Annotated in this window: 24 protein-coding genes; 7 read left to right on the forward strand and 17 right to left on the reverse strand. The window is 64.1% G+C overall.

Going from position 1 to position 25,719, the window contains the following annotated elements:
- Nucleotides 1–4 precede the first annotated feature (4 nt).
- Both GQB00_RS00925 and rdgC read right to left on the reverse strand, forming a co-directional pair.
- On the reverse strand, nt 5–439 hold the full coding sequence (locus GQB00_RS00925; protein ID WP_165854916.1) for an REP-associated tyrosine transposase: 435 nt from the start codon (nt 437–439) through the stop codon (nt 5–7).
- Between the two features lie 139 nt (nt 440–578).
- Nucleotides 579–1,514, reverse strand: a complete 936-nt coding sequence (gene rdgC, locus GQB00_RS00930; RefSeq protein WP_111496538.1) for a recombination-associated protein RdgC — start codon at nt 1,512–1,514, stop codon at nt 579–581.
- Nucleotides 1,515–1,861: 347 nt separating this feature from the next.
- On the opposite strand from rdgC, the gene GQB00_RS00935 reads away from it, so the two are divergent.
- The 4 genes from GQB00_RS00935 to GQB00_RS00950 all read left to right on the forward strand — a co-directional run bounded on the left by GQB00_RS00935 (nt 1,862) and on the right by GQB00_RS00950 (nt 5,768).
- Nucleotides 1,862–2,209, forward strand: a complete 348-nt coding sequence (locus GQB00_RS00935; protein WP_165854917.1) for a hypothetical protein — start codon at nt 1,862–1,864, stop codon at nt 2,207–2,209.
- A 68-nt stretch (nt 2,210–2,277) separates the two neighbouring features.
- Nucleotides 2,278–2,718, forward strand: coding sequence for a copper chaperone PCu(A)C (locus GQB00_RS00940; protein WP_165854918.1), 441 nt, complete (start codon nt 2,278–2,280; stop codon nt 2,716–2,718).
- 38 nt (nt 2,719–2,756) lie between these two features.
- Nucleotides 2,757–3,341 (forward strand): SCO family protein, encoded by a 585-nt coding sequence (locus GQB00_RS00945; RefSeq protein WP_165854919.1) that lies wholly within the window; start codon nt 2,757–2,759, stop codon nt 3,339–3,341.
- Nucleotides 3,342–3,545: 204 nt separating this feature from the next.
- Nucleotides 3,546–5,768 carry an OsmC domain/YcaO domain-containing protein gene (locus GQB00_RS00950; protein WP_165854920.1) on the forward strand — a complete coding sequence of 741 codons (2,223 nt, stop codon included), beginning with the start codon at nt 3,546–3,548 and terminating at the stop codon, nt 5,766–5,768.
- 51 nt (nt 5,769–5,819) lie between these two features.
- Here the strand turns inward: GQB00_RS00950 and GQB00_RS00955 are convergent, their stop codons facing one another.
- Nucleotides 5,820–6,749 (reverse strand): DMT family transporter, encoded by a 930-nt coding sequence (locus tag GQB00_RS00955; RefSeq protein ID WP_111496533.1) that lies wholly within the window; start codon nt 6,747–6,749, stop codon nt 5,820–5,822.
- Nucleotides 6,750–6,821: 72 nt separating this feature from the next.
- On the opposite strand from GQB00_RS00955, the gene GQB00_RS00960 reads away from it, so the two are divergent.
- Nucleotides 6,822–7,334, forward strand: a complete 513-nt coding sequence (locus tag GQB00_RS00960) for a TetR/AcrR family transcriptional regulator (protein ID WP_111496532.1) — start codon at nt 6,822–6,824, stop codon at nt 7,332–7,334.
- A gap of 35 nt (nt 7,335–7,369) precedes the next feature.
- On the opposite strand, the gene GQB00_RS00965 is transcribed toward GQB00_RS00960, so the two are convergent.
- The 7 genes from GQB00_RS00965 to GQB00_RS00995 form a co-directional block, all read right to left on the reverse strand.
- Entirely contained in the window at nt 7,370–7,570 is a 201-nt protein-coding gene (locus GQB00_RS00965; protein ID WP_111496531.1) for a DUF2788 domain-containing protein, read from the reverse strand.
- A gap of 9 nt (nt 7,571–7,579) precedes the next feature.
- Nucleotides 7,580–8,353: a peroxide stress protein YaaA gene (gene yaaA, locus GQB00_RS00970; protein ID WP_111496530.1), complete on the reverse strand. Its 774-nt coding sequence runs from the start codon at nt 8,351–8,353 to the stop codon at nt 7,580–7,582.
- Between the two features lie 130 nt (nt 8,354–8,483).
- Nucleotides 8,484–8,723, reverse strand: a complete 240-nt coding sequence (locus GQB00_RS00975; RefSeq protein ID WP_111496529.1) for a glutaredoxin family protein — start codon at nt 8,721–8,723, stop codon at nt 8,484–8,486.
- 28 nt (nt 8,724–8,751) lie between these two features.
- On the reverse strand, nt 8,752–9,495 hold the full coding sequence (locus tag GQB00_RS00980; RefSeq protein ID WP_165854921.1) for a YciK family oxidoreductase: 744 nt from the start codon (nt 9,493–9,495) through the stop codon (nt 8,752–8,754).
- A gap of 167 nt (nt 9,496–9,662) precedes the next feature.
- Nucleotides 9,663–10,325 (reverse strand): HAD-IA family hydrolase, encoded by a 663-nt coding sequence (locus GQB00_RS00985; protein WP_165854922.1) that lies wholly within the window; start codon nt 10,323–10,325, stop codon nt 9,663–9,665.
- Nucleotides 10,322–11,080: a bifunctional 2-polyprenyl-6-hydroxyphenol methylase/3-demethylubiquinol 3-O-methyltransferase UbiG gene (gene ubiG / locus GQB00_RS00990; RefSeq protein WP_207950575.1), complete on the reverse strand. Its 759-nt coding sequence runs from the start codon at nt 11,078–11,080 to the stop codon at nt 10,322–10,324. Before ubiG ends, GQB00_RS00985 begins: the two co-directional genes overlap by 4 nt.
- A gap of 53 nt (nt 11,081–11,133) precedes the next feature.
- The gene (locus GQB00_RS00995; RefSeq protein WP_165854923.1) at nt 11,134–12,465 is read right to left on the reverse strand and encodes a TRZ/ATZ family hydrolase; all 1,332 of its coding nucleotides are present in this window, start codon (nt 12,463–12,465) and stop codon (nt 11,134–11,136) included.
- A gap of 169 nt (nt 12,466–12,634) precedes the next feature.
- Between GQB00_RS00995 and mtnA the strand changes: the two genes are divergently transcribed.
- On the forward strand, nt 12,635–13,687 hold the full coding sequence (gene mtnA / locus GQB00_RS01000) for an S-methyl-5-thioribose-1-phosphate isomerase (RefSeq protein ID WP_165854924.1): 1,053 nt from the start codon (nt 12,635–12,637) through the stop codon (nt 13,685–13,687).
- Nucleotides 13,688–13,796: 109 nt separating this feature from the next.
- Here the strand turns inward: mtnA and GQB00_RS01005 are convergent, their stop codons facing one another.
- Together GQB00_RS01005 and GQB00_RS01010 are read right to left on the reverse strand one after the other, a co-directional pair.
- Nucleotides 13,797–16,616, reverse strand: a complete 2,820-nt coding sequence (locus tag GQB00_RS01005; protein ID WP_323127224.1) for an insulinase family protein — start codon at nt 16,614–16,616, stop codon at nt 13,797–13,799.
- Nucleotides 16,617–16,695: 79 nt separating this feature from the next.
- Complete coding sequence (locus GQB00_RS01010; protein WP_165854925.1) at nt 16,696–16,995, reverse strand: hypothetical protein; 300 nt, start codon at nt 16,993–16,995, stop codon at nt 16,696–16,698.
- 404 nt (nt 16,996–17,399) lie between these two features.
- Between GQB00_RS01010 and GQB00_RS01015 the strand changes: the two genes are divergently transcribed.
- Nucleotides 17,400–19,385, forward strand: coding sequence for an SDR family oxidoreductase (locus tag GQB00_RS01015; RefSeq protein WP_165854926.1), 1,986 nt, complete (start codon nt 17,400–17,402; stop codon nt 19,383–19,385).
- Nucleotides 19,386–19,445: 60 nt separating this feature from the next.
- On the opposite strand, the gene tkt is transcribed toward GQB00_RS01015, so the two are convergent.
- Genes tkt through GQB00_RS01040 form a run of 5 tightly spaced genes read right to left on the reverse strand, consistent with a single transcriptional unit; the run spans nt 19,446 to nt 25,530 of the window.
- On the reverse strand, nt 19,446–21,434 hold the full coding sequence (gene tkt, locus GQB00_RS01020) for a transketolase (RefSeq protein ID WP_165854927.1): 1,989 nt from the start codon (nt 21,432–21,434) through the stop codon (nt 19,446–19,448).
- Complete coding sequence (locus tag GQB00_RS01025; RefSeq protein WP_165854928.1) at nt 21,431–22,600, reverse strand: glycerate kinase; 1,170 nt, start codon at nt 22,598–22,600, stop codon at nt 21,431–21,433. The genes tkt and GQB00_RS01025 overlap by 4 nt, the downstream gene beginning before the upstream one ends.
- Entirely contained in the window at nt 22,597–23,262 is a 666-nt protein-coding gene (locus GQB00_RS01030) for an aldolase (RefSeq protein ID WP_323127225.1), read from the reverse strand. The genes GQB00_RS01025 and GQB00_RS01030 overlap by 4 nt, the downstream gene beginning before the upstream one ends.
- Complete coding sequence (otnK, locus tag GQB00_RS01035; protein ID WP_165854929.1) at nt 23,259–24,530, reverse strand: 3-oxo-tetronate kinase; 1,272 nt, start codon at nt 24,528–24,530, stop codon at nt 23,259–23,261. Before otnK ends, GQB00_RS01030 begins: the two co-directional genes overlap by 4 nt.
- A 19-nt stretch (nt 24,531–24,549) precedes the next feature.
- Nucleotides 24,550–25,530 carry a D-2-hydroxyacid dehydrogenase gene (locus GQB00_RS01040; protein WP_165854930.1) on the reverse strand — a complete coding sequence of 327 codons (981 nt, stop codon included), beginning with the start codon at nt 25,528–25,530 and terminating at the stop codon, nt 24,550–24,552.
- Nucleotides 25,531–25,719: the final 189 nt, after the last annotated feature.

Raw genomic sequence — 25,719 nt, forward strand, 5'->3', positions numbered from 1 at the left:
CACGTCAAAGATAAACCGAGTCCCAATGTGGATACTCCCGCACGGAGGCAACAAGACCCGCTCGCACGGGATTCAGAATGATATACCGGGCAATATCCTTTCGATCATCCGCTTTCCGCAATGTTCGCTCATGAAATCCCTTTTGCCACGGAATTCGGCGGCTGGCACATCGGGACGCATCGATCTTGAAGTGAGCGACCGTATTGCCTAGCCCTTTAGGGTTCGACAGTGAAATCAGAGCATGCAGATGGTCCGGCATCACAACCCAGGCAAGAACGGATGCCTGAGCTTGGGCTTCCATTTTTCGGAAGGCATGGACAACAGCGCGGGCTAAATCAAAGTGCTGGAAGAGGGGCTGTCGATCCTGAAGGCAGATCGTGATGAGGTACTCTTGGCCGATCACCGATTGACGGTGCCGAACGGCTTCTTTGTACGACATGTGAATTCCATCCATGGAATCTGGGCGCCTGTTAGGCGCCTCGGAAGCTAAAGCTCCCGCTACATTGCCTGGCAGGTGCCCCAGAGTGTAGCCGAAACTTCAGTTTCGGAGCGGCCCCGCGGGCCGCCCCAGCGGCGACCTACGCCGCGTCTTCCTCAACAATCGCCGAACGGTCCTCGCCGCCCAGCGCTTCCAGCATCGCCGGGAACAGGCGCGCCAATTCCAGGGTCATCAGGCTGAAGGAGGCATCGAACTTGGCGACCGCATCGTCGGCGTCGATGTCGTCCAGCTTTTCCTGGAAGTCCTCGCCGAATTTCAGGCGGCGCAGAGTCAGTTCCTCGTCCAGCACGAAGGAGATGTTGTCCTCCCAGCTCAGTGACAGCTTGGTCACCTGCATGCCGGCGTTGAGGTGATTACGGATCTCGTCGCCCAGCAGGTCCAGGCCCTTGCAGCGTACCACGCCGCCTTCCTCTCCTGTGTCCTTCAGCTCGCACTCGTTACCGAGCTCGAACGCCGGCGCCAGATCCACGGTCTCGCTGAGCCAGCCGGAGAAGGTGAAGGTCGGCGCCTGCTCCAGTGCGGGCGGACGCACCGGCAGGGAACCGATCGCTTTGCGTAGCGTGGTGGCGATTTCTTCCGCCTGCTTGTCCGAGCCGGCGTCCACCACCATGAAACCGTCTTTCGGCGCCAGGTAGGCAAAGGTGCGCTTGGACTTGGTGAAGGCGCGGGGCAGCAGCTCCTGGGTCAACTGCTCCTTGATCTCGTCTTTCTCCTTGCGCGGTACTTTGCGCATCTGCTCGGCCTCGATCATCTCGACACGCTCTGTGACCGCCTCCTTGATCACAGCTGCCGGCAGCACGCGCTCTTCTTTGCGCAGGGCGATCAGGTGGTAGCCGTTGGCGCTGTGCACCAGCTGCTGGCCATGACGCCCCAGCGGCGGTACCCAGCCCTGGCGGAAAGACTCCTGCGGACCGCAGGGTTTGAAAGCGTCCGCTTCCAACTGGCGTTCCAGCTCATCAAGAGCGACATCAAACGGCTTGGTGAACCGATAGATTCGGGCGTTACGAAACAGCATTCGGATGTTCCCTGAGTTACGTGGTTACTGAGCAGAGCGCCCGCCGGAGCCGGCACAGACCGGGCCGGATAAAGGCCAGAAACGACGGCGGACACTCTCGAAAACGGAGACCGGGCATTGAAGCAAATACCCGCGGGAAAAGACAGTGTCGGCAAAGACGGATGGTGGGGGAAGGGCGATATCGGTGTTCAGCGATCCTTCATCACTCCCACGAGTCCTGCGGCATCCCCGAACTTCCCACCGCGTGCCCACCTATTGCATAATCCGTGACCATCAAACGCCGCCAGGGCATCCACGGTGTCCGTGCGCCCGTAATGTCTCCACATACACCAAAGCGATTGATTGAGATGAAGAAACTGCCGCGTCCTTTCTATTTTGTCTTCGCCATTCCCCTGCTGGGCTGCGCGCTGTTGGGCGCGACGATTTTCGGGGGGCAGGCGCTGTCGGAGACCAAGGAAGGGTTCGAGATCCAGCGGGCCATTGCCAAGACCATGCCGTTGGCCAGCGCGAGTATGGTGGAGCTGGCCAACCTTGAGGAGGTGCGGGTTGGCTACGGCATCTGCGGGACTTATCGGGTGGCGGACAGCGATAAGGGCTTCAAGTCTTTCTTCTACGACACCGCCAAACATCAGATCGTACTGGATGTTAACTCCCGCCAGTTTACCTCCAACTGCGGCCTGGCGGCCTTCTGTTAGAGATCGTCGGTGCCGATCGTCAGCACGCGCTCTCAGACCACAACAACATTCGAGATAAGGATGACTCCATGCGTAACCTTGCCAGCGTTTTGTTGATGGGCGCCACGGCGTTCGTGCTGTCCACCGGAATGGCCTTCGCCGGCGACGTTGAGGTGTCGGATGCGCGCGTGCGCCTGCTCCCCGGTGATATCCCTGGGGCGGGTTACTTCCACCTGCACAACGGCAGTGACGAGACCATCAAGCTGGTGGGTGCCCACAGCGATGCCTACGGCAAGGTGGAGATCCACCAGAGCATGGAAAAAGACGGCATGATGCACATGCACGCCGTGCCCGCGATCGAAATCAAGGCCGGTGAGAGCTTCGAGTTGGCGCCGTCCGGCTACCACCTGATGCTGATGCAGCGCTCGGTGCCGCTGGAACTGGGCGACGACGTGGAGGTCACACTGGAATTCGAAGGGCACGACCCTCTGCCGGTGACCTTCGACGTGGTATCGCCGGCGGATATGTGACGCCCGATACCCGAACAAGCTGATAATCTGGATACACGATGTTGAGACACCTTTTCCTGCTGCTGATTGCCGTGATGCTCGTTGGCTGCAAAGCCGATGACTGGCGCACGGCGGATATTTCCGACAAGCTGCCGTCGCTCGACTTTGAGCTGGTCGACGAGAACGGCCGGACGGTGACCGAGCAGGACTACGCCGGCAAGCCGGCCGTGGTCTTCTTTGGCTACACCCATTGCCCGGACGTCTGCCCGACCACACTGGCGCGGCTGATGCAGATCACCCGGCAGCTGGATGCGTCTGATCGGGAGGCGTTCCGGGTGCTGTTCGTGTCGGTGGACCCGAAGCGGGACACGCCGCAAACCCTGACCACCTACACCAACGCCTTCGGCCCGCAGTTCATCGGCCTGACCGGCGATAAAGAGCAGTTGGACGACGTGACCAATCGTTTCCGCGTTTCCTACAGCTACGGCGAGCCGGACGCGGACGGCAATTACGACGTCTCCCACGCCGCGGCGGTCATCGCGTTCGATGCCCGGGGCAACGCCCAGTTCCTGACCCGCGACAGCGATCCGGTCGAGGCCGTGAAGGCCGATCTGGAGCACCTGATCGACGCCAGCCGGGGATAACGGCTCCGTCGCAGGCTACCTTCATCTTGAGAGCGCTCCGCCCGCCGGCGGGGCGCTTTTTCGTGTCCGGTGAGCCGGCCCGGTACGCAGCAACGCGTACGGTGCGCTGCGCAATCGGTGCAGACGCCGCCCCCGCAAAACTGGATAATGGCGGTGGCTCGATCGTTGAGCCCGTCAAATTCTCCGAACCTGGTAATCCCCGCAATGGAAATCAAAGTCAACTTTCTCGAAAACCTTCGACTGGAAGCCAAGTTCGACGACTTCACCGTCGTCACGGACCAGCCCCTGCGTTACAAGGGCGACGGGTCCGCTCCCAGCCCGTTCGACTATTTCCTGGCGTCGTCGGCCCTGTGCGCGGCGTATTTCGTGCGGGTCTACTGCAAGGCGCGGGATATCCCGACCCACAACATCCGGCTGTCGCAGAACAACGTGGTCGACCCGGAGAACCGCTACAACCAGATCTTCCGCATCCAGGTGGAGCTGCCGGAGGACCTGTCGGACAAGGACCGCCAGGGCATCCTGCGCGCTATTGACCGCTGTACCGTGAAGAAGGTGGTGCAGACCGGGCCGGAGTTCCAGATCGAGACGGTCGACAATCTGGACGAGGACGCCCAGGCCCTGCTGATGGTGGACACCGACAGCGCCGACCGCACCTTTATCGAGGGCAAGGACCTGCCGCTGGAAGAAACCATCGCCAACATGACGGGCATCCTCGAAGACCTGGGCATGAAGATCGAGATTGCCTCCTGGCGCAACATCGTGCCGCACGTGTGGTCGCTGCACATCCGCGACGCGGCGTCGCCGGCGTGCTTCACCAACGGCAAGGGGGCCACCAAGGAAAGTGCCCTGTGCTCCGCGCTGGGTGAATTCATCGAGCGGTTGAACTGCAACTTCTTCTACAACGACCAGTTCTTCGGCCAGGAGATTGCCCACAGCGATTTCGTTCATTACCCGAACGAGCGGTGGTTCCAGCCCGGCCCGAACGACGAGCTGCCCGAGGGCATCCTGGACGAGCACTGCCGCGCCATCTACGACCCGGAGGGGGACCTGCGTGGGTCCAACCTGATCGACACGAACTCCGGCCGCAGTGACCGGGGTGTCTGCTCGCTACCGTTCGTGCGCCAGTCCGACGGCGAGACGGTGTATTTCCCGTCCAACCTGATCGAGAACCTGTTCCTGAGCAACGGCATGAGCGCCGGCAACACCCGCAACGAGGCGCAGGTGCAGTGCCTGTCCGAGATCTTCGAGCGGGCGGTGAAGAAGCAGATCATCGAGGACGAGATTGTCCTGCCGGACGTGCCGCAGGCCGTGCTGGCCAAGTACCCGGACATCGTTGAAGGCCTGGAAGCGCTGGAAGCGCAGGGCTTCCCGGTGCTGGTGAAGGACGCGTCCCTGGGCGGCCAGTTCCCGGTGATGTGCGTCACCCTGATGAACCCGCGCACCGGCGGCGTGTTTGCCTCCTTCGGCGCGCACCCGAGCTTTGAGGTGGCACTGGAACGCAGCCTGACCGAATTGCTGCAGGGCCGCAGCTTCGAGGGGCTGAACGATGTGCCGCCGCCGACGTTCAACAGCCAGGCGGTGTCGGAGCCCAACAACTTTGTGGAGCACTTCATCGACTCCACGGGCGTGGTCTCCTGGCGTTTCTTCAGCGCGAAGCACGACTACGAGTTTGTCGAGTGGGATTTCTCCGGTACGAACGACGAAGAGGCCGAGCGCCTGTTCGGCATTCTCGCCGAGCTGGGCAGGGAGGTTTACGTTGCGGTCTATGAGGAACTGGGCGCGCCGGCCTGCCGCATCCTGGTGCCGGGCTATTCCGAGGTGTATCCGGTCGAGGACCTCATCATGGATAACACCAACATGGCGCTGGACTACCGCGAGGATATCCTAAACCTGCACCGCCTCAGCGACGAACAGCTGGCGGACCTGGTGGAGCGCCTGGAAGCCAGCCAGCTCGACGACTACATGACAATCATCACCCTTATCGGTGTGGAATTCGACGAGAACACCGAATGGGGCCAACTGACCATTCTCGAGCTTAAGGCGCTGATCTGTCTGGCGCTGCAGTGGCACGAAGAGGCGCTGGAGTTCGTCGAGGCGTTTCTGCAGTTCAACGACAACACCGTCGAGCGTGGGCTGTTCTACCGCGCCGTGTGCGCCGTACTGGAAGTGGTGCTCGACGACGAGCTGGAACTGGACGACTACCTCTACAACTTCCGCCGCATGTTCGGCGAGCAGACCATGGACGCCGTGGTCGGCACCGTCGACGGCAGCGTGCGTTTCCACGGCCTGACCCCGACCAACATGCAGCTGGAGGGCCTGGACAAGCACCTGCGCCTGATCGAGAGCTACAAGAAACTGCATGCGGCCCGCGCCGCGCGTCACGCTCAGGGTGAACAGGAGAGTCTGAAGAAAACGCAGGGCGCCTGAAACTCAGGCGCGACAGCCCGGACGCAGCGCCGGGCTGTCTCCTTCCAGCCGCTATCCCATCCCGCGGCTCTCTCGCGGTAGCGTGAGTTCCCCATCCGGCTGCCGATTCCGCGCCAGCCAGACGCCCGCCAGACTGAGCAGGAAACCGGCAACCGCCGGCAGCGTGATCGGCTCGCCGAACATCGCAAAGGCCCAAACGGTCGTCACCGGCGGTGTCAGGTAGATCAGGCTGGAGACGCGCGTGGCGGACGTGCGCGCCAGGTTGACCCAGTAGAGCCCGTAAGCCCCCAGTGTCGAGAACAGGATGAACCAGACGACGGCGTAACCGAACGCGGGAGTCAGTTCCGGGGTCAAGCCGCCGTCCATCATCGCCAGTGGCGCGAACAGAGCGGCGGAGGCCGCGCATTGAACCGCCAGCGTGGGGACGATCGGCGTCGCCCGGGCTTTGGCTTTGGTGATCAGTGTGGCGGTGACGATGCAGGCCATGCTCACCAGCGCCAGGCCGTAACCCAGCAGGGGGGCGTCGTTCAGCCCGCCGACAACGGATACCGCTACCCCGAGAAAGCCCAGGGCCAGTCCCGCCCACTGGCGTAGAACAACGCTCTCTCCCAGAATGACGCCCGACAACGCCGCGGTCGCCAGCGGCTGCAGTGCGGCAATCAGCGCCGCGGTGCCAGGCGGCACGCCCATGTCGATGGACGCGATCATGGTGGCCAGGTAGCCGAACATGGCGAAGCTGCCAATCAGTGCCTGCAGGCCGATGTCGCGTGCCGGCATCCGCCGCAACTGCGGCAGGGCCAGCGGTAGGAGGATCAGCGCCGTCAGCAGGAAGCGCCAGAACAGCACCAGGAAGATCGACGCGGTCATGGAGGCCAGGGTCCCGCCGATAAAGCCGGAGCTCCAGGCGATGACCAGTCCGGCCTCCAGCACGGGCGTTGCGGCCATACGGTGCAACAGGTTCGTGGTTGTCGTCGCTTTCATGAGGCCTCCCACTGATCGGTAAAGTGATCGTTCTACTTGCGAAGGTAGAGCGATCGTTTTACTCTGTCAACCATGGAAACGACACAAGAGAAAATTGCGGCGGGGCTGGAGCGCGCCTTTGCCGAACACGGCTTTGCGGAGATCGGCGTGGATGGCCTGCGGGACGCCACGCAGGTCAGTCTGCGCACGCTCTACAAGTACTGCCCGTCACGTGAGGACATGGTGCTGACGGCCCTGGAACACCGGCATACCCGGTATCTGGCGCATTTGTTCGGGGATCTGTCCGGCGGACCGGAACAGGTGCTGGGCGAGATGTTCGAGCGGGTTGGTCGGTGGATGGCGGAGAACGCGTCCTACGGCTGTCTGTTCCACAGCGCCGTTGCCGCGCATCCGGACAAGCCGGCGCTACGGGAGATGCTGCAACGTCACAAGGGCGAAGTCGCTGACGGCATGGTGCGCGCCACGGGACTGGAGGCGTGCCGCGACGAGTTCATGCTGCTGCACGAAGGGCTGACGCAGACCTGGCCACTGACGGGCGAGTGTGCCGTTGAGAGTGCCAGGCTGCTGGCGCGACGGTTGTTGTAGGCGGGTTGAGGCGGGGGAGGAGAGGAAGGGGCGATTCAGATCCCCATCACTTCCACCAGGATCGTCTTGATCACGAAACCCAGGACACCGGCGCCCAGCACGATGAACAGCGCCATCGTGCCGAAGCGGCCGGCTTTGGACTTCTTCGCCAGATCCCAGACGATGAAGCCCATCCACACAATCAGCCCCGTCAGCAGGACGTAAAGTGCGATTTCCGAGAACAGGGCTTCATTCATGGGTCAGGTTCAGGCCGGTTCGTCACGCAGGAACACCCAGTTGTCGCCGCTGGATTGTTCCTCACTGAAGTAATAGCCCGCCACATCGAACTTTTTCAGGTCTTCCGCCGAGTTGATGCGGTTCTTGATGGCGTAGGCGCACATCAGACCGCGGGCCTTCTTGGCGTAAAAGCTGATCATCTTGTACTGGCCGTTCTTCCAGTCCTTGAACTGGGGCGTGATGACCCGCGCGTCCAGCTCCTTCTTCTTGACGCTCTTGAAGTACTCGTTGGAGGCCAGGTTGATCAGCACCTGACCCTCGTCCGCCAGTTCGTCGTTCAGGGCCATGGTCAGCTTGTTGCCCCAGAACGCGTACAGGTCCTTGCCGCGGGTATTCTCGAACCTGGTGCCCATCTCCAGGCGGTAGGGCTGCATCAGGTCCAGCGGGCGCAGTATGCCGTAGAGGCCGGACAGGATGCGTAGGTGATCCTGGGCGAACTCGAAGTCGGCGTCGCTGAAGGACGGCGCATCCAGGCCGGTGTAGACGTCACCGTTGAAAGCCAGCACGGCCGGGCGGGCGTTGTCCGGGGTGAACGGTGTGTGCCAGTCCTGGTAGCGCTGGGCGTTGAGCTCGCCGAGCTTCTCACTGATGCCCATCAGGTTGCTCACCTGGTGCGGCTCCAGCGGCTTGAGCTGGTCGATCAGTTCGCAGGCGTCGTCCAGGAAGGCCGGCTGGGAGTATTTCTGCGTCGCCAGGGGGCTCTCGTAGTCCAGGTTTTTGGCCGGGGAAATGACCATCAGCATGATTGGTTCCTCACTGTCGGATCGGATCTTCGGAATCGGGTCTGTCGCAGCAATCGATTATCAACTTTTGATAATAATAAATTATAACCTATTGCTGTTTAAATTGAGTATTTCTATCTAATGCATCGCTTCAGGTTTTGCCCAGAAACGAGAGCAGATCATCCCGGGTGAACGGCCAGTCCAGCTCCTGGCCGTTGTCGGCGCGCCGCAGTACCGGGATACGCTCGCCATAGCGCGCCACCAGGGCCTCGGACTGGGCAATGTCCACCGCGTCCACGGGAATCGGCGGATCCATGGGCGTTTGTACGAGCAGCGCCTCGGCCAGTTCACAAAGCTGGCAGTGGTCGGTGGTGTAGAACACCAACTGCATCGGATGAAGGTTGTCCCGGCTCATGGGATCAGCGCGCGTCGAACTGTTGGCCGGTGACGCCGTGGCTGTCCTGGCCCATCAGGTAGAGGAACATCGGCATGATGTCCTCCGGCGTCGGGTTGCTGTCCGGGTTTTCCGCCGGGTAAGCGTGGGCCCGCATGTTGGTACGGGTGGCGCCGGGGTTGAGGCTGTTGGCCCGTACGTTGTGGCGCTCGTCGTCCAGCTCGTCGGCCAGCAGCTGGCTCAGGCCCTCCAGGGCGAACTTGGACACCGAGTAGGCGCCCCAGTGGGCGCGCGCCTTGCGCCCCACGCTGGAGGATACGAACACGATCGAGGCGTCGCTGGATTTGCGCATGGCCGGAATCAGCGCCCGGGTGAGCAGGAAGGGCGCGGTGACGTTCACCCGCATGACCTGGTCCCATACTTCCGGGTCGTAGAGCTCGATCGGCGTGCGCTGCCCCAGCAGGCCAGCGTTGTGCAGGATGCCGTCCACCTGGCCGAACTGTTCCTCGATGGTCATGGCCATCTCTTCGTAGTCCTTGACCGCGGCGCCTTCCAGGTTCATCGGTACGATGGCGGGCTTGGGATGGCCGGCGGCCTCGATCTCGTCGTAAACCGACTCCAGCTTGCTGATGGTGCGCCCCAGCAGGATGACCGTCGCGCCGTGGGCAGCGTAGGTCTTGGCGGCGCAGCGGCCGATGCCGTCTCCGGCGCCAGTGACGAGGATAATGCGATCTTTAAGCAGGTCGGCCGGTGCTTGGTAGTCTTGCATGGTTCGGTCTCCTTACTCGGCCCGGCGGGGCGGTGCATGAATCGCCCGATGGGAGCGATCCGTCATCTCTGATTGTAGCCTGCCCGATTTACCGGGATCGATCACTGTCTGATTCGAAAAACGATTGGATAACAGCATGCTGCGTGCCTGTGCCTGTGCCCGTGCCACTAGCGGCCCTGTAACAGGCTCAGCAGCTGGGCGGCGGAATCAATGATGTAGTCGGCCTGCCACTCGCCGATTTCTCCCGGGTGGCGGACGTAGCCATAGCGGGCGGCAATGGTGATCATGCCGGCGCGTCGTCCGGCTTCGATATCGCGGATGTGGTCACCCACGTAGATGCATTGCGGCGGCGGGACCTGGAGCAGTTCGCTGGCCAGGAACAGGGATTCGGGATGCGGCTTGCGCTGATCCACGTCGTCCGGGCACACCAGGGCATCGCAGCGGTCGTGCAAGTCCAGGGCGTGCAGCAGCGGCACGCTGAAGCGGCGCGGTTTGTTGGTGACGATGCCCCAGGCGATGCCGCTGTCCTCGAGCCAGCCCAGCAAGTCCTCCATACCCGGGAAAAGGCGGGTATCGACGGCGATCTCGCTCTCGTACATGTCGAGGAATTCGCTGTGCCGGTCGAAGTAATCGTCGTCGTCCGGCGTCAGGTCGAAGCCCACCTGTATCATCGCCCGGGCGCCGTCGGATACGGCTTCGCGGATCACGTCTTCCGGCAGGTGAGGCAGCCGGTAACGGGTGCGCACGGCATTCAGGCAGCGGACGAAATCCGGCGCCGTGTCGATCAGTGTGCCGTCGAGGTCGAAGAGGACGGCGCGCGGGCGGTTCAAACCGTGTCGCTCCGGTCGTCGTGCCGTTTGGCGTGCATCAGGTAGTTCACGTCCACGTCCCGGCCCAGTTTGTAGATGCGGGTAATCGGGTTATAGGTCATGCCGGTCAGGTCGTTCACTTCGAAGCCCGCGTCACGCAGGAAGTTCGACATCTCCGAAGGCCGGATGAACTTGCGCCACTCGTGGGTGCCCTTGGGCAGCATGTTGAGCACGTACTCGGCGCCGACGATGGCGAACAGGAACGACTTGGGGTTGCGGTTAATGGTGGAGACGAACAGGTCGCCGCCGGGGCGCAGCAGTTTGGCGCAGGCGCGGATCGCCGAGCCAGGATCCGGCACATGTTCCAGCATCTCCAGGCAGGTGACCACGTCGTACTGGCCGGCGTGCTCCGGATCCTCGGCCAGCTCTTCGACGCTGACCCGGCGATAATCCACCTTGATGCCGGACTCCAGCCCGTGCAGCTTGGCCACCGACAGTGGCGCTTCGCCCATATCGATGCCGGTGACGTGAGCGCCGCGCTGGGCCATGCCCTCGCTGAGCAGGCCGCCGCCGCAGCCGACGTCGAGCGTCTTGCGGCCGGGCAGAGGGGCGCGCTCGTCGATGTAGTTCAGGCGCAGCGGGTTGATCTCGTGCAGGGGCTTGAACTCGCTGTTGGGGTCCCACCAGCGGCTGGCGAGGGCCTCGAATTTGGCGATTTCGTTCTGGTCTACGTTGCTACCGCTCACGTTGTTACCGCTTGTGTTGTTACCGGTCATGATTCTCAGGTTTCCTGTCAGCAAGTCTGTCGGCATCGACGCCGGGCGGCTCTTCAGCCCTGGCGGATGCGTTGTGCCCATTGATCTACGCGAAGCATCAGGTCCGGCACGTCGATCCGCGTCAGTCGTCCGTCCTGTACCTGGGGTACGCCGCCGATCCAGCTGTGGCTCAACTGGCGTCCGTGACGGCTGTAGACCAGGTGCGAGGCCGGGTCGTAGATCGGCTGGTTGAACGGGTCGCTCAGGTCGATGGCGATCACGTCGGCCAGTTTGCCTGCTTCCAGCGAGCCGATCTCGTGGTCGCGACCCAGTGCCCGGGCGCCGTTGAGGGTGGCCATGGCCAGCGCATCGTGGGCGGAGAGGGCGGCGGCGTCTTTCGCCACGGCCTTGGCCAGCATGGCGGCGGTGGAGACTTCACCGAACAGGTCCAGATCGTTGTTGCTGGCGGCCCCGTCGGTGCCGATGGCGACGTTGACGCCGGCCTTCTGCAGCTTGTCCACCGGGCAGAAGCCGCTGGCCAGTTTCAGGTTGGATTCCGGGCAGTGCACCACGTGGGCGCCGCTCTCGGCCATGCGCATCAGGTCGCCGGGATCCACCTGGGTCATGTGCACGCACTGGGTGTTGGGCGTCAGCAGGCCCAGGTCGGCCAGCCGCTGGGTCGGGCGGATGCCGGATTTCTCCAGGGCGTCGGCCACTTCGAATGCGGTTTCATGCAGGTGAATCTGGATGGCGGCCTGCTTGTCCTGCGCCAGCTCGACGATGGCTTTCAGCGGGCCGTCGGAGACGGTGTAGGGCGCGTGCGGGCCGATGGCGATGCGGGCGTGGCTGTGTTGGCCCCACTGATCGATCAGGTCGGCGCCTTTGCTCAGGTAGTCGTCCGGCCCGCTGCCCCAGGCGGTGGGAAAGTCCATCACCGGGAAACAGATCTGGCTGCGGATGCCCACGTCGGTGGCGGTCTGGGCCGCGATCTCGGGAAAGAAGTACATGTCCGAGAAGCAGGTGGTGCCGGTGCGCAGCATCTCGGCAATGGCCAGCCGGGTGCCGTCGGCGATGAAGTCGTCGCTGACGAACTTGGCCTCCGCCGGCCAGATGTGGTCGTTCAACCAGGTCATCAGCGGCAGGTCGTCCGCCAGGCCCCGCATCAACGACATGGCGGCGTGACCGTGGGCATTGACCAGCCCCGGCAGCAGCACGTGGTCGCCCAGGTCCAGGGTTTCGCGGGCGCGGTAATCGCGGTCGGCGTCGGCCTGGGGCACGATGGCTTCGATGCGGTCGCCCTGGATCAGCAGGGCGTGGTGATTGAGGACCGTGCCCGAGGGAACGACGGGGATGATCCAGCGCGCGTTGATGCGGGTGTCGACAGCGGTGATGGTGTCTGCGGTCATGCCAGTCCTGGTTGGGAGAATCCGGTTCTGACGCCGTGAACGGGCGGCGTCGGCGTGTCCGCCAGTATAGCGATACGGACCGGACGGAACCAGCGGATCGGGTGCCCGGAGTCGTCCGGACGGGCTATAATCGGGGGCCAGTAACTCCTCAGTTTCAGGACGCTTTTCCATGACCGATTCATCCGCTTCCGACAGCCTCGGCACCCTGGCCATCCTCTGGCATGGCGACCACCTGGCGCTGCTCGACCAGCGCCTGCTGCCGGATGACGAAATCTGGCTGACCTACAACGACGCTCAGGGCGTGGCCGACGCCATCCGCGATATGGTCGTTCGCGGCGCGCCGGCCATCGGCATCACGGCCGCTTACGGTGTGGTGCTGGCGGCCCAGCGAGCCGGCCGGGACGCTGATTGGAAAATGGCGGTGGGCGATGCCATCGATCGCCTGGCGGCCTCCCGGCCCACGGCGGTGAACCTGTTCTGGGCGCTGGAGCGGATGCGCACGCGGCTGCAGACCTGCGCCAGCGCTGCGGATGCGGTCGCCAGCCTGACCGGTGAGGCGGAAGCCATCCACGCCGAGGATGTGGCCGCCAACCGGCTGATGGGGCAACACGCCCTGGGCATCATGCCGGACAGCCCATTCGCGGTGCTGACCCACTGCAACACCGGCGCCCTGGCCACCGGCGGCTACGGCACGGCGCTGGGCGTGGTGCGCAGCCTGTGGCGCGCCGGTCGGCTGACGCGGGTCTACGCTGACGAAACCCGCCCCTGGCTGCAGGGCAGCCGCCTGACCGCCTGGGAACTTCAGCAGGAAGGCATTCCGGTGACTCTGAACGCAGACAGCGCCGCCGCCCAGATCCTGCGTCGGGGCGAGGTGCGTTGGGTCATCGTGGGAGCGGATAGGATCACCGCCAACGGCGATGTGGCCAACAAGATCGGCACCTACAGCCTGGCGGTGCTGGCCCGGCATCACGGGGTGAAATTCATGGTGGTGGCGCCGTCCAGCACCGTCGACATGGCGCTGCAGTCCGGCGCGGACATTCCCATCGAAGAGCGGGATGGCAGTGAGGTCAGGGCGGTACGCGGCGTGTCCGTGGCGCCGGACGGTGTGAGCGTCTATAACCCCGTGTTCGACGTGACGCCGGCGGACCTGATCGATGCCATCGTCACCGAGAAGGGCGTCATCGAACGGCCCAGCCTCGAGGCCATGCGCGCCGTATTCTGACCTGTGTGGTCAGTGATTCAGTGGGCAGCGGCTAAGCTTCAGATTGAAACGAAACGGATAGAGAGGGCGGGGCGGCTCGTGGCAGAGCCGCCCCGCCAGGTTGGCGGGATCAGTACACGAAGGACGCGCTGCGCAGCGTGTCCAGGGCGGCCCGGTCATCGGTGACCTGCTTGCCAGCGGTGACTTTCAGGGACCGCAGGCGCGGCTCGATCTCTTCGCGGTAGGTGTGGGTCAGGTCGTCCAGGGACACTTTGCGAATCGCCTCGGCCATCTTCTGGCGGCTGTCGAAGTCAAACGCCTGGCGGTCAATCTCGCGCCAGTAGCGCTCGGAAACCTCGCCGAGCTGGCGGTCCTGCGCCAGCAATTGGCTGAGCACCGCCTGCTTTTCCCGCGCTACTTCGGCCGGGCTCATGTCGGCCAGCTTGCCTTCGAAGTTTGTCAGGAACTCGCCAACTGCCTGGTCCAGCTTGTCCGCACCGCTGTTGGGTGACTGGATCATGAAGCCCAGGGCCGGCACTTCCAGCATCTCGAACGACGAGGATTGCACGATATAGCCCAGCTGTTGGCGCGTGCGCAGACTCTCGTAGAACGGGCTGCTGATGATTTGCGCCAGCACCGCAAAGCGGGCTCGCTCGTCGAATTCGGTGGAATCGCCCTGCACGTAGAGGGCATAGCCGGTGTCCGGATGGTCCACCTGCAACCCGATATCGGTCTCGCCCTCCGGCAGCTTGCGTACGCCGCTGCGCGGCACCGACTTGATGTCGCTGTCGTCGAACAGCAGGGCGTTGGCCTGACGCTGCAGGTTGATGGCGGCGGCTTCCGTCAGGTTGCCGTGGACGAGCATCACCGGATCCACTTCCTTCAGGTAGTCACGGGCAAACTCACGCAGCTCGCCAAGCGTGACCGATTCCGCTTCCTCCAGCTTGGCTCCGGTCGGCCAGGCGCCCTCGATCAGCGCGCTCTGCATTTCCGACATGGCCTGACTGACCGGCTTGCTCTTCGCCTGGTTGCGCAGCTCGTCGATCATGCGCTGGCGATTGATCTCGAAACGGGCGGGGTCAATCTCGCCATTTGCCACCTGGGTTATGATTCGGCGCAGCAGCACGTGCAGCTTGTCGTTGTAGCCGCCCACGCGGAGGGTGATGCCGCGCAGGTGCGAGTACACCCGATAGTCCAGCCCGGCCAGTTGGGCGGGATAGGCGTAGGCGTTGAGGTTGTCGCGGATGCTGTCTACCAGCAGCTCGGTGAGCACCTGGCCGTGGGCGGAATCCCGGGTCAGGGGCGAGCGCAGACTCAGATAGACGTTGGCCTTGGGGGTGCCGAAATGCTTGTCGCGCGCGTACCAGACCGTCGGTGCACCCGGCGCGTCCAGCTTGATCGGGTGAGCCATGGTCTGGCCCGGCACCATGCTGAAATCCTCCGGGATAAACGGGTTGCGCTCCGGCAGGCCAAGCTGGGCCGCGAGGGCTTCGGGCGCGTCGTCCAGTTGGGCCGGGTCGAAGTCGGTCACCTGGTAGGGCGTGTCATACCAGTCGGTGCGCGGGGCGTCCTTGGGCAGGGCCTGCGGCGTCATCAGGGAGATCAGCACGTTGTCCGGGGTGAGGCGATCCAGCACGGCGCGGTATTTCGCCGGCGTGTAATCCTCCATCATCCAGGGCGCGCGCAGGGCGTCGGCGGGTTTGACCCGTTGCATCTGCATGGCCAGCGAGCTGACGGTGTGGATCGGCGAACGCTTCTCCTGGAAACGGAAGCCGGTCTCTGACAGCTGCCGCAGCTCGTCGAAGTAGGTTTCCTGGATGCCGTCCTGACGGATCCGGTCGATGTAGTCGAAGGTGAGGGCGATGACGTTGCGCCAGTTCTCCACCCCCTGGGGCGTCAGTGACAGGCTGATGTTCAGGCTACTCTCGTGGCCGGTGTCCTGACCCTGGCCGGCGGCCAGGCTGTTGGCCAGACCCGCCTGCTTGAGCACGTTGAGCAGGCTGCCCTGGCCCTCGTGGCCGAGCAGGTTGGCGATGTAACCCACCGGTTTGTCGGCGTATTCGTCCTGCTGGGACGGCAGCGGGAAGGTCAGCTCCAGACGGCGCACGTCCTTGAGGGACTGCACCTGCAGGAACGCCGGCAGGAAGCCCGGCTTGAAGATGGGGGCCGTGTGCTCATGGGGCGCCAGCTGGCGGTTCTCGATCGCCGAGAAGCGGGGCTTGACCATCGCCTCCAGTTGATCCAGTGACTGTTTGCCCAGCACCACCAGGCTCATCAGGTTTGACGAATAGTGCGATTTCCAGAACTGCACCAGATCGTCACGGATCGGATCGCCCGGACGGTCGGCCAGGGTGTCCAGATCGCCGACCGCAAACCGGCTCATGGCGTGTTCCGGGTTCATGACGGCTTCCTCGGCGGAATGGAAGCGGCGGCCGTCCTCCTTCAGCTTGGAGGAGTATTCGGAATTGACGGCGTTCTTCTCCCGGTCCACCAACTCGGCGGTGAACAGGGGTGCGGCGAACTGCTGGGCGAAACGGTCCAGCGCCGGTTCCAGCTCGTCGGCCTGGATATCGAAGAAGTAGTTGGTGTCCTGGAACGCCGTAAACGCGTTGTGGGACCCGCCATGACTGGCGATGAACTGCTGGTATTCGCCGGGCTCCGGGTATTTCTCCGTGCCCAGGAACAGCATGTGTTCGAGGAAGTGCGCCAGTCCCTGGCGATCATCGGGATCGTCACCGCTGCCCACCGACACGTTCATGGCGGCGGCCGCCTTGTCGGCGTCCGGATCGGAAATCAGCAGTACGTTCAGGCCGTTTTCGAGCTCCAGATAGCGATATTGGTTGTCGTCGTTGGGACTCTTGACGGGTGCCGTTGCGGCCAGGGCCAGCGCGGGCAGTAACAGGGACAGGATGACCAGGTGACGGAACAGGGACCTGTGACCGATCAACACGATACTCCTTTTCTTGGGTGCAGTAGTCCACGGGCGAGCGCCGAAGCGCCCGCACGGGTCTGGTTGGAACCCCGGTGTCTCAGTGGATGGGGCGGCTGCTGACGTTGTGGCCGGAGCCTGCGATGGTTTTGCGGGCCAGCTCGGCCGCCGCGTCGGCACTGAGTTCGCCGGAGGCAATGCGTTCCAGTACCGAGCCCATGACAGCCAGGGATTGCTGGTACTCGGTCAGCTCCGCCTGGAAGGCTTCATCAATGGCCTGGTACACCTGCTGGATCTTCTGCTCGCGATCGTCGCTGCTGGTACCGGCGTCATTGATGGCGCGCAGGCAGGCCCGGGCAATCTTGATGTAGCGCTCGGAATTGGCGTCATGCTCTGACATGGAGGACTCCTGAAAAGTTCAAAGGGGCGGATTATCTCACCGCATTCCGACGCTGCCTATGCCCGTCCGGAAAAATCGGGACAGCACCGCCGGATCATCCTCGAGCGGGCAGGTGGCAAGGCCTGTGCTAGGCTTGTTCTGAGCCGCCTGAGAGCTTCGGGGCCCCGTCTCCGACCGCTCAGGTACCGCGGTTTTCCTTTCTGCTATTAGAGTTAAGATTCTAATAAAAACAGTTAACTACGGAGTAAAAGCTCTAATAAATCACATTACTCTCAACCCGGCATTGCGTAAACTGCGATCAACCCGGTGTCCTGTAGCCGGGTGAGCAGACACAAACAAAGGGAGCCGGTCGGCTCGCGCCCTGGCTCCGGACAATAAGCACCACAAGAATGGATGGGCAACCTATGGAGTACTTCCTGACGGGGGGAACCGGTTTCATCGGCCGGTTTCTGGTAGAGAAACTGCTGCAGCGGGGCGGCACGGTGCACCTGTTGGTGCGGGAGCAGTCCCTCGACAAGATCGACCGGCTGCGCGAGCGCCTCAGGGTGGACGATTCCCGTCTGCAGGCCGTGGTGGGGGATCTCACGTCGCCGGAGCTGGGCATCGCGCCAGAGGTGATGAAAAGCCTCAAGGGCCGTATCGACCATTTCTTCCACCTGGCCGCGCTGTACGACATGGGCGCCGACGACGACGCCCAGCGCGCCGCCAACATTGACGGCACCCACCAGGCGGTCGCTGCCGCCGCTGCGATGGGGGCGGGTTGCTTCCATCACGTCTCTTCCATCGCCGCTGCCGGGATGTTCAAGGGCACCTTCCGCGAGGACATGTTCGAAGAGGCGGAGCATCTGGAGCATCCCTACCTGCAGACCAAACACGACGCCGAGCGGGTGGTGCGTTACGAGTGCACGATTCCGTTCCGCATCTACCGTCCGGGGATGGTGATCGGCCATTCCGGGACCGGCGAGATGGACAAGGTGGACGGGCCTTACTACTTCTTCAAAATGATCCAGAAGATCCGTGCGGCGCTGCCGCAATGGGTGCCCACCATCGGTCTGGAAGGCGGCCGACTCAATATCGTGCCGGTGGATTATGTCGTGGCGGCGCTGGATCACATTGCTCACCTTGAGGGGGAGGACGGCAACTGCTTCCACCTGGTGGACAGCGATCCCCACAAGATGGGCGAGATCCTCAATATCTTCTGCGAGGCCGGCCACGCGCCGCGCATGGCCATGCGCGTGGACAGCCGCATGTTCGGTTTCGTGCCGCCATTCATCCGCCAGAGCCTGAAGAACCTGCCCCCGGTCAAACGCCTGACCACCGCGGTACTGGACGACATGGGCATCCCGCCGTCGGTACTGTCCTTCCTCAATTACCCGACGCGCTTCGACGCCCGCGAGACCGAACGCGTGCTCAAGGATACGGGCATCGAGGTACCGCGCCTGGCGGACTATGCGCCGGTGATCTGGGACTACTGGGAGCGCCATCTGGACCCGGACCTGTTCAAGGACCGTACCCTGCGCGGCACCGTCGAAGGGCGGGTCTGCGTGATCACCGGCGCGACCTCGGGCATTGGCCTGGCCACCGCCCAGAAGCTGGCGGATGCCGGCGCGATCCTGGTGATTGGTGCGCGCAAGCCGGAGCGCCTGAAGGAAGTAGCGGAGCAGTTGGAGGCTCGCGGCGCCAGCGTTCACGCCTACCGCTGTGACTTCTCGGAAATGGACCAGTGCGACGAGTTCGTGCGGACGGTGCTCGACAACCACGGCCATGTGGACGTGCTGGTCAACAACGCCGGCCGGTCCATCCGACGCTCGCTGGATCTGTCGTTTGACCGTTTCCACGATTTCGAACGCACCATGCAGCTGAACTACTTCGGCTCGGTGCGCCTGATCATGGGCTTCGCCCCGTCGATGCTGGAGCAGCGGCGCGGCCACATCGTCAACATCTCGTCCATTGGCGTGCTGACCAACGCCCCGCGGTTCTCCGCGTACGTGGCGTCCAAGTCGGCGCTGGATGCGTTCAGCCGCTGTGCCGCGGCCGAGTGGTCCGACCGCAACGTCACCTTCACCACCATCAACATGCCGCTGGTGAAAACGCCGATGATCGCACCCACCAAGATCTACGACCAGGTGCCGACGCTGACGCCGGACGAGGCCGCGGACATGGTGGCGGAAGCCATCATCCACCGGCCCAAGCGCATCGCCACCCGGCTGGGCGTCTTCGCGCAGGTGCTGCACGCCCTGGCGCCGAAGATGGGCGAGATCGTGATGAACACAGGCTACCGCATGTTCCCGGACTCGCCCGCCGCCGCGGGCAGCCGCAGCCGGGACAAGCCGAAAGTTTCCACCGAGCAGGTGGCCTTTGCGGCGATCATGCGGGGGATTTACTGGTAGGGCGGTTGATCCGGGCCACTGACCGGTGGCCCGGATCCATGACGGGCGGCGCGATCGGCGCTACCCGACCTGTTCCAGACACGTCAGCGCTTCCGCGACCACAGCGTCCGCTGTAATGTTGAAACGCGCATAGAGTTCATCCGCCGGCCCGGAATCGCCGAAGCCGGTCATGCCCACGAACCCGCCATTGTCCAGATAGCGGTCCCAGCCGAAACGCAGCGCCGCTTCCACTCCGACACGCACCGCGCCGCTGCCCAGCACTTGCTCACGATAGTCAGCGCCCTGCTGTTCGAAGAGCTCCCAGCAGGGCATGGAGACCACGGCCGTGGGTGTGCCCCGGCGTTGGAGTTCATCACGGGCGGCGACGGCCACAGCGACCTCCGACCCGGTGGCCAGCAGGGTGACGGCGCGCCGGCCGCCCTCGGCCTCAGCCAGGATATAGGCGCCGCGACGGGAGCGGTTTTCGCCGTGGTACGACTGTCTCACCAGCGGCAGGTCCTGCTTGGCAAACGCCAGCGTGCTGGGGCCGGCGGTATGTTCCAGGGCCGCCTGCCAGCATTCGGCCGCTTCCACCGCATCCGCCGGCCGGAAAACCGCCATGTTGGGCATGGCGCGCAGCGACGCCAGGATCTCCACCGGCTGGTGGGTCGGGCCGTTCTTGCCGACGCCGATGGAGTCGTGACTGAACACATACTTCACCGGCAGCCCCATCAGCGCCGCCATGCGCATGGCCCCGCGCTGGTAATCGGAGAATGCCAGGTAGGTGACCGACAGCGGGATGGCGCCGCCGTGGGCGGCGATGCCGTTGGCCATGGCGCCCATCATGTGCTCGCGTACGCCGCAATGGATGTAACCGCCACGGCGGTCGTTTGCGGTGAACGCGTTCAGGCTGCGTTTATGGGAGGTGGGCGCCTCCAGGTCGGCGCAGGCGACGATGCGTTCCGGCAGGACCTCCACCAGCAGGTCGTTGATCTCGGCGGAGGAGGCGATCCCCGGTCGGGGTCGGTTTTCTTCCATCACCCGCTGCTTGTAGTCGTGGAGGACGGTGTCCCAACCCGTCGGGAGCCGTCCCTCCAACCGGCGCTGGAATTCCTCACGCTGATCGTCGGGCGTGGCAGCGATGCGTTGTTGCCAGGCGGCGTGGGCGTGGTCGCTGCGCTGGCCGGCGGCTCGCCATTCAGCCAGCACATCCTGTGGAATGGAAAACGCCTGGTGGGGCCAGTCCAGCAGTTTCCGTGCAGCCACCGAGTCTTCCGGATGCAGCCGGGCGCTGTGCCCGCCCCGCGTCCCCTGAACCCGGGGCACGCCGTAGCCGATCACGGTGCGGCAGGCGATCATCGACGGGCGCGGATCGTTCCGGGCCTCGGTGATGGCGGCCGAGACCGCTTCCAGGTCGTGGCCGTCCACCTCGATGACCTGCCAGTGGGCCATGCGGAAGCGACCGGCGACATCCTCGCTGATGGCCAGGCTGGTGTCGCCATCATCGGTGATGCGGTTGTCGTCCCAGAACAGGACCAGTTTGCCCAGCTGCAGGTGACCCGCCAGTGAGATCATTTCCTGACCCATACCTTCCTGCAGGCAACCATCGCCGACAAAGGCATAGGTGTAGTGATCGACCAGCTCCTCGCCGAACTGGGCGCGCAGCGAGGCCTCGGTCACCGCCATGCCCAGTGCGTTGCAGATGCCTTGCCCGAGCGGTCCGGTGGTGACTTCGATGCCGCATTCCGGATCGAACTCCGGGTGCCCGGCGCAATGGGAGCCCAGTTCACGGAACGTCCGGATCTGTTCCAGGCCGATTTTCTCGTAGCCGGTCAGGTAGAGCAGCGAATACAGCAGCATCGACCCGTGGCCGTTGGACAGCACGACGCGGTCGCGGTCCGGCCAGGTGGGATCGGCGGGATTGAATTTCAGGTGGCGTGTGAACAGGGCGGTGGCGATTTCCGCCATGCCCAGCGGCACGCCCTGATGGCCCTCACCGGCTTTGACGATGGCGTCGATGGACAGGAAGCGGATGGCGTTGGCGAGGCTCTTGGAATCGGTTGTTGTCATGGTTCGTGTCTTCCATTGGGGTCTCCGGCCGCGGAGACAGTGGCACACCAGGTTGCGGCCAGGTTTCTGGCCGCAAACCGCAGATTGTCTTCAGCGTTTTCCAGGGCGTCGGCCAGGGTGGTCACCCCGCGCACGATGCTATGAACCGCCACGATGCCGTGGTCGAACAGCACGTCGGCACCGTCATTCACGGCGCCGGCCAGGGCGATGGTGGGAACGCCCGCGCGCAGGGCCCGTCGACTGACGCCGACCGGTGTTTTCCCGCGGACCGTCTGACCATCCAGGCAGCCCTCTCCGGTCACCACCAGGTCGGCGTTCCTTAAATGACGTTCGAAGGTCAGGGTATCCAGTACGATATCGATGCCGGGCCGCAGCTCGGCGTTAAAGAAGCCCAGGAAAGCGGCGCCCAGTCCGCCCGCCGCGCCGGCACCCGGCTCATCGCGCAGGGCGATGCCCGTGGTGGCGAGTGCGACGTCGGCGAACCGGTCCAGGCAGCGGTCCAGGTGCTGAACCGCGGCGGCATCCGCCCCCTTCTGGGGGCCGAAGATCGCCGAAGCGCCGTTGTCGCCCACCAGCGGGTTGTCGACGTCGCAGGCGACGCTGAAGCTGACGTTGGCCAGTCTGGGATCGAGTGCGTCGAGGTCGATTCGGTCCAGATGCTCAAGGACGCCACCGCCCGGTGGCTGGTCGTTACCGTTGGCGTCGAGCAGGCGGGCTCCCAGCGCCTGCAGCAGACCGGCGCCGGCATCGTTGGTGGCGCTGCCGCCCAGGGCGATGACGAAGCGACTGGCACCCTGATCGAGGGCGGCGCGGATCAGCTCGCCGGTACCTCGTGTGGTAGTTAGGCGGGCATCCCGCGCCTCCGGCGGCACCAAGGCCAGTCCCGAAGCCGCGGCGCATTCGATCACGGCGGTGCGGCGGTCGCCGAGCATGGCCCAACGGGCTTGCACGGGGTTACCCAGCGGGTCCGTAACGGTTTCCGTAAACCAGTTTCCGCCGGATGCCGACAGCATGGCCTCAGTGGTGCCTTCGCCGCCGTCGCCAACGGGCAGTTCCACCAGCTCGGCGTCCGGCATCACCGTCCGGAAGCCCTCGGCGATCGCCCTGGCGGCGTCCCTGGCGCTGAGGCTCTCCTTGAATGAGTCGGGCGCAATCAGAATCTTCATTGGGATACGTGTCCTGTGGTGTTGCTGTTGCCGAAGGTGGTTTCCAGCTCCCGAATCTGGTCGTGATCGAGCAGTCGGGGGTGTTCATCGCGCAGCACCAGGGCCAGCCGTGCGGTGGCTTCCAGTTCCTCGATGGCGGACTGCGCGGCCGCCAGATCCCTGCCGGCCACCAGCGGACCGTGATTGGCCAGCAGGACTGCGCGGTGCCCGGCCGCCACCCGGGTTATATCCTCGGCCATGCGCGGGTCGCCGGGACGGCGGTAGGGCAGCAGAGCCACCTGGCCCAGCCGCATGATGGCGTAGGGGGTCAGCGGCGGCAGGACGTTGCCGGGATCCGGATGCGTCAGACAGGACCAGGCTGTGCCGTACGTGGAATGCAGGTGAACCACGGCCTGATCGTCCGGCCGGAGTGACAGGAAAGCCTGGTGCAGCGCCAGCTCCTTGGACGGTGGCTTGCCGGCCAGCAGGCGACCTGAGCCGTCCAGGTGCGAGATGTCACTGGGTGTGAGTTCGCCCAGGCAGCTGTTGGTGGGTGTGACCAGCCACTCATCGCCCACCCGGATGCTGAGATTGCCGGACGTGCCGCCGGTCAGCCCCCGTTCGAACAGGGATCGCCCGGCGTCCACCATGGCCTGTTTCAGGGGCTCGATGTGCTTGCTCACTGCAGTCTCCTTATCGCTTCCCGGAAGAAGTCGGGATCGCCGAAATTGCCGGATTTCAGCACCAGCACGCGACAGTCCGGCTCCAGCGTGCGCGTTGCGGGGACGCCCGGGGCGATGCTGTCGTCAATCCGCAGCGATTGGACGCCGAGGGCGCGAATCACCGCGCCGGACGTCTCGCCGCCGGCGACAATGAATTTCCGGACGCCCCGGGACGACAGGCCGGCCGCGACCTCGCCCAGCAGCGATTCCAGTAGCTCTCCGGCACGTTCGGTACCCAGCGCCTGCTGGCTCCGGGTCACTTGCTCCGGCTCGGCGCTGGCGTAGACCATCGGTGTGACGTCGTCCGTGCAGTGCGCGTGGAACCAGTCGATCACCATCGCGGCGGTCTGTTCGCCGCTGGCGATGCGCTCGGGCGTGATGTGCAGGGAAGGCGAAGACTGCCGGTACGCGCGAACCTGTTCCCGGGTGCGCCGGGAACAGCTGCCGGAGAGAATCACCCCGGCACCGGCAACGGGCGGCCCGTTGGTTGAAGCGCTCCCTTGCTCAAGCCAGCCGCGGGAGCGGAAATACGCGGCCAGGCCACCGGCCAGTCCCGAGCCGCCGGTGACCAGGCGCAGGTCAGCGCAGGCTGCACCGATGGTGGCCAGATCCTTCTGGCACAGGGTGTCAACCAGCGCGTAACGGACGCCGTCGCGGCGCAGGTATGAGAGGGTTTCGGCGATGGCGCCGGCGCCCTGTTCCACGCGGTGATGATCCACCAACCCGACGCGCCCGCGGGTCTGTCGATCCAGGACCCGCACCAGGCAGGCGTCGGTCATCGGGTTGAGGGGATGCTGCTCCATGCCGCTTTCGTTGAGCGGTCGGCCGTTGACGAACAAGTGGCCCAGGTACTGGGTGCGGCCGTTTACCGGCAGGGCCGGGCAGGCGACGGTGATGTCCTCCCCCAGCCGGTCAAGCAGGGCATCCAGTACGGGCCCGATGTTGCCCTGATCCGTCGAGTCGAAGGTGGAGCCGTACTTGAAGTAGTACTGCCCGCAGCCGATGCCCTGCAGGCATTCCAGCGCCGCCAGGCTGCTGGCCACGGCCCGGGGCGGTGCCTGGGTCCTGGACTTCAGGGCGATGATGACGGCGTCGGCGTCATCCACGGCCGGCGGTTCTTGCGGCAGTCCGGTCAGCAGCAGGGGCCGCATGCCGGCATCCCGGAGAAAACCGGCCAGGTCGGTGGCACCGGTCAGGTCGTCGGCAATACAGCCCAGGAGTACGCTCATGGCTTCACTCCCTTGCGGTTCAGGCGGCGCCACAGCGTTCGGGGTATACGACGCAACGGATCGGGGCGTCGTCGAGGAACGCGTCGATGCTGTCGACCACCTGCTGCCAGAGGGCCTGCATGGCCTCCTCGCTGGCCCAGGCGACATGCGGAGTCAGGATGAAATTGGGACGTTCCAGAATGCTCAGCAGCGGGTTATCGTCCCGCGGTGGCTCCTGGGTCAGCACGTCGAAGCCGGCACCGGCAATCAAGCCTTCGTCCAGGGCCGTGACCAGGTCCGCTTCATTGACCAGTCCGCCCCGGCCGGTGTTGATGATCAGCGGTTTGCGCTTCATCTTGCGGAATTCCGGCAGGCCAAGGACGTCCCGGGTTTCGTCGGTCAGCGGCGCGTGCAGGGTGATGATGTCGGCGGTTTCCAGCATCTCGTCGAACGGGGTGTAGAGCTCGCCCATGCCGCTCCTGCCTTTGTGCTCGGCATACAGCGGAATCATGCCGAATCCTTCGGCCAGCTGCGCCACGCTGCGTCCGAGCACGCCGGCGCCGATGATGCCAATCTTCGAGCCACGCAGGTCGCGAATTGGGTGATTGAAAAAACAGAACTGGCCGGCTGCCTGCCACTGGCCATCGATCACATCCTGTCGGTAGCCGACCAGGGAGCGACGCAGTGCGAGGATCAGGGCCATGGTGTGCTCGGGGACGGTGTTGACCGCATAGCCGCGGACGTTGGACACAGTGATGCCGAGTTCGGTGCAGGCGGCGGTATCAATCACGTCGTAGCCGGTGGCGGCCACGGTAATGAACTTCAGGTCCGGGAGCTGCTCCAGGGTCGCACGACGCAGCGGCACCTTGTTGGTAATGGCAACGTCCGCACCCCTGAGCCGTTCGACGACCTGGTCTTCGGTGGTGGCGTCGTAACACACCCAATCGTGTTCGGCGAGGGGGCGGTTCAGGTTGACGGTGGGGCCAATGGTTTCACGGTCCAGAAAAACGATACGTGTCATTGTTGTGATCCTGTCTGTCCGGATTGTCAGATCGGCCGGCATCGGGCCGTTGCATGAAGATGATTCAATCGTCAGGCGTTTGTTGTTCGATATATCCAGGCACTGATCTATTTCCCGGAATCGGGAATAAACAGAAGCGTTACTTTGATGTGTTCTCCGAGATGGATTTGTTTTTCGTTGTTGGTATTT

The organism is Marinobacter sp. JSM 1782161, assembly GCF_011421605.1.
Taxonomy (GTDB): Bacteria; Pseudomonadota; Gammaproteobacteria; order Pseudomonadales; family Oleiphilaceae; genus Marinobacter_A; species Marinobacter_A bohaiensis.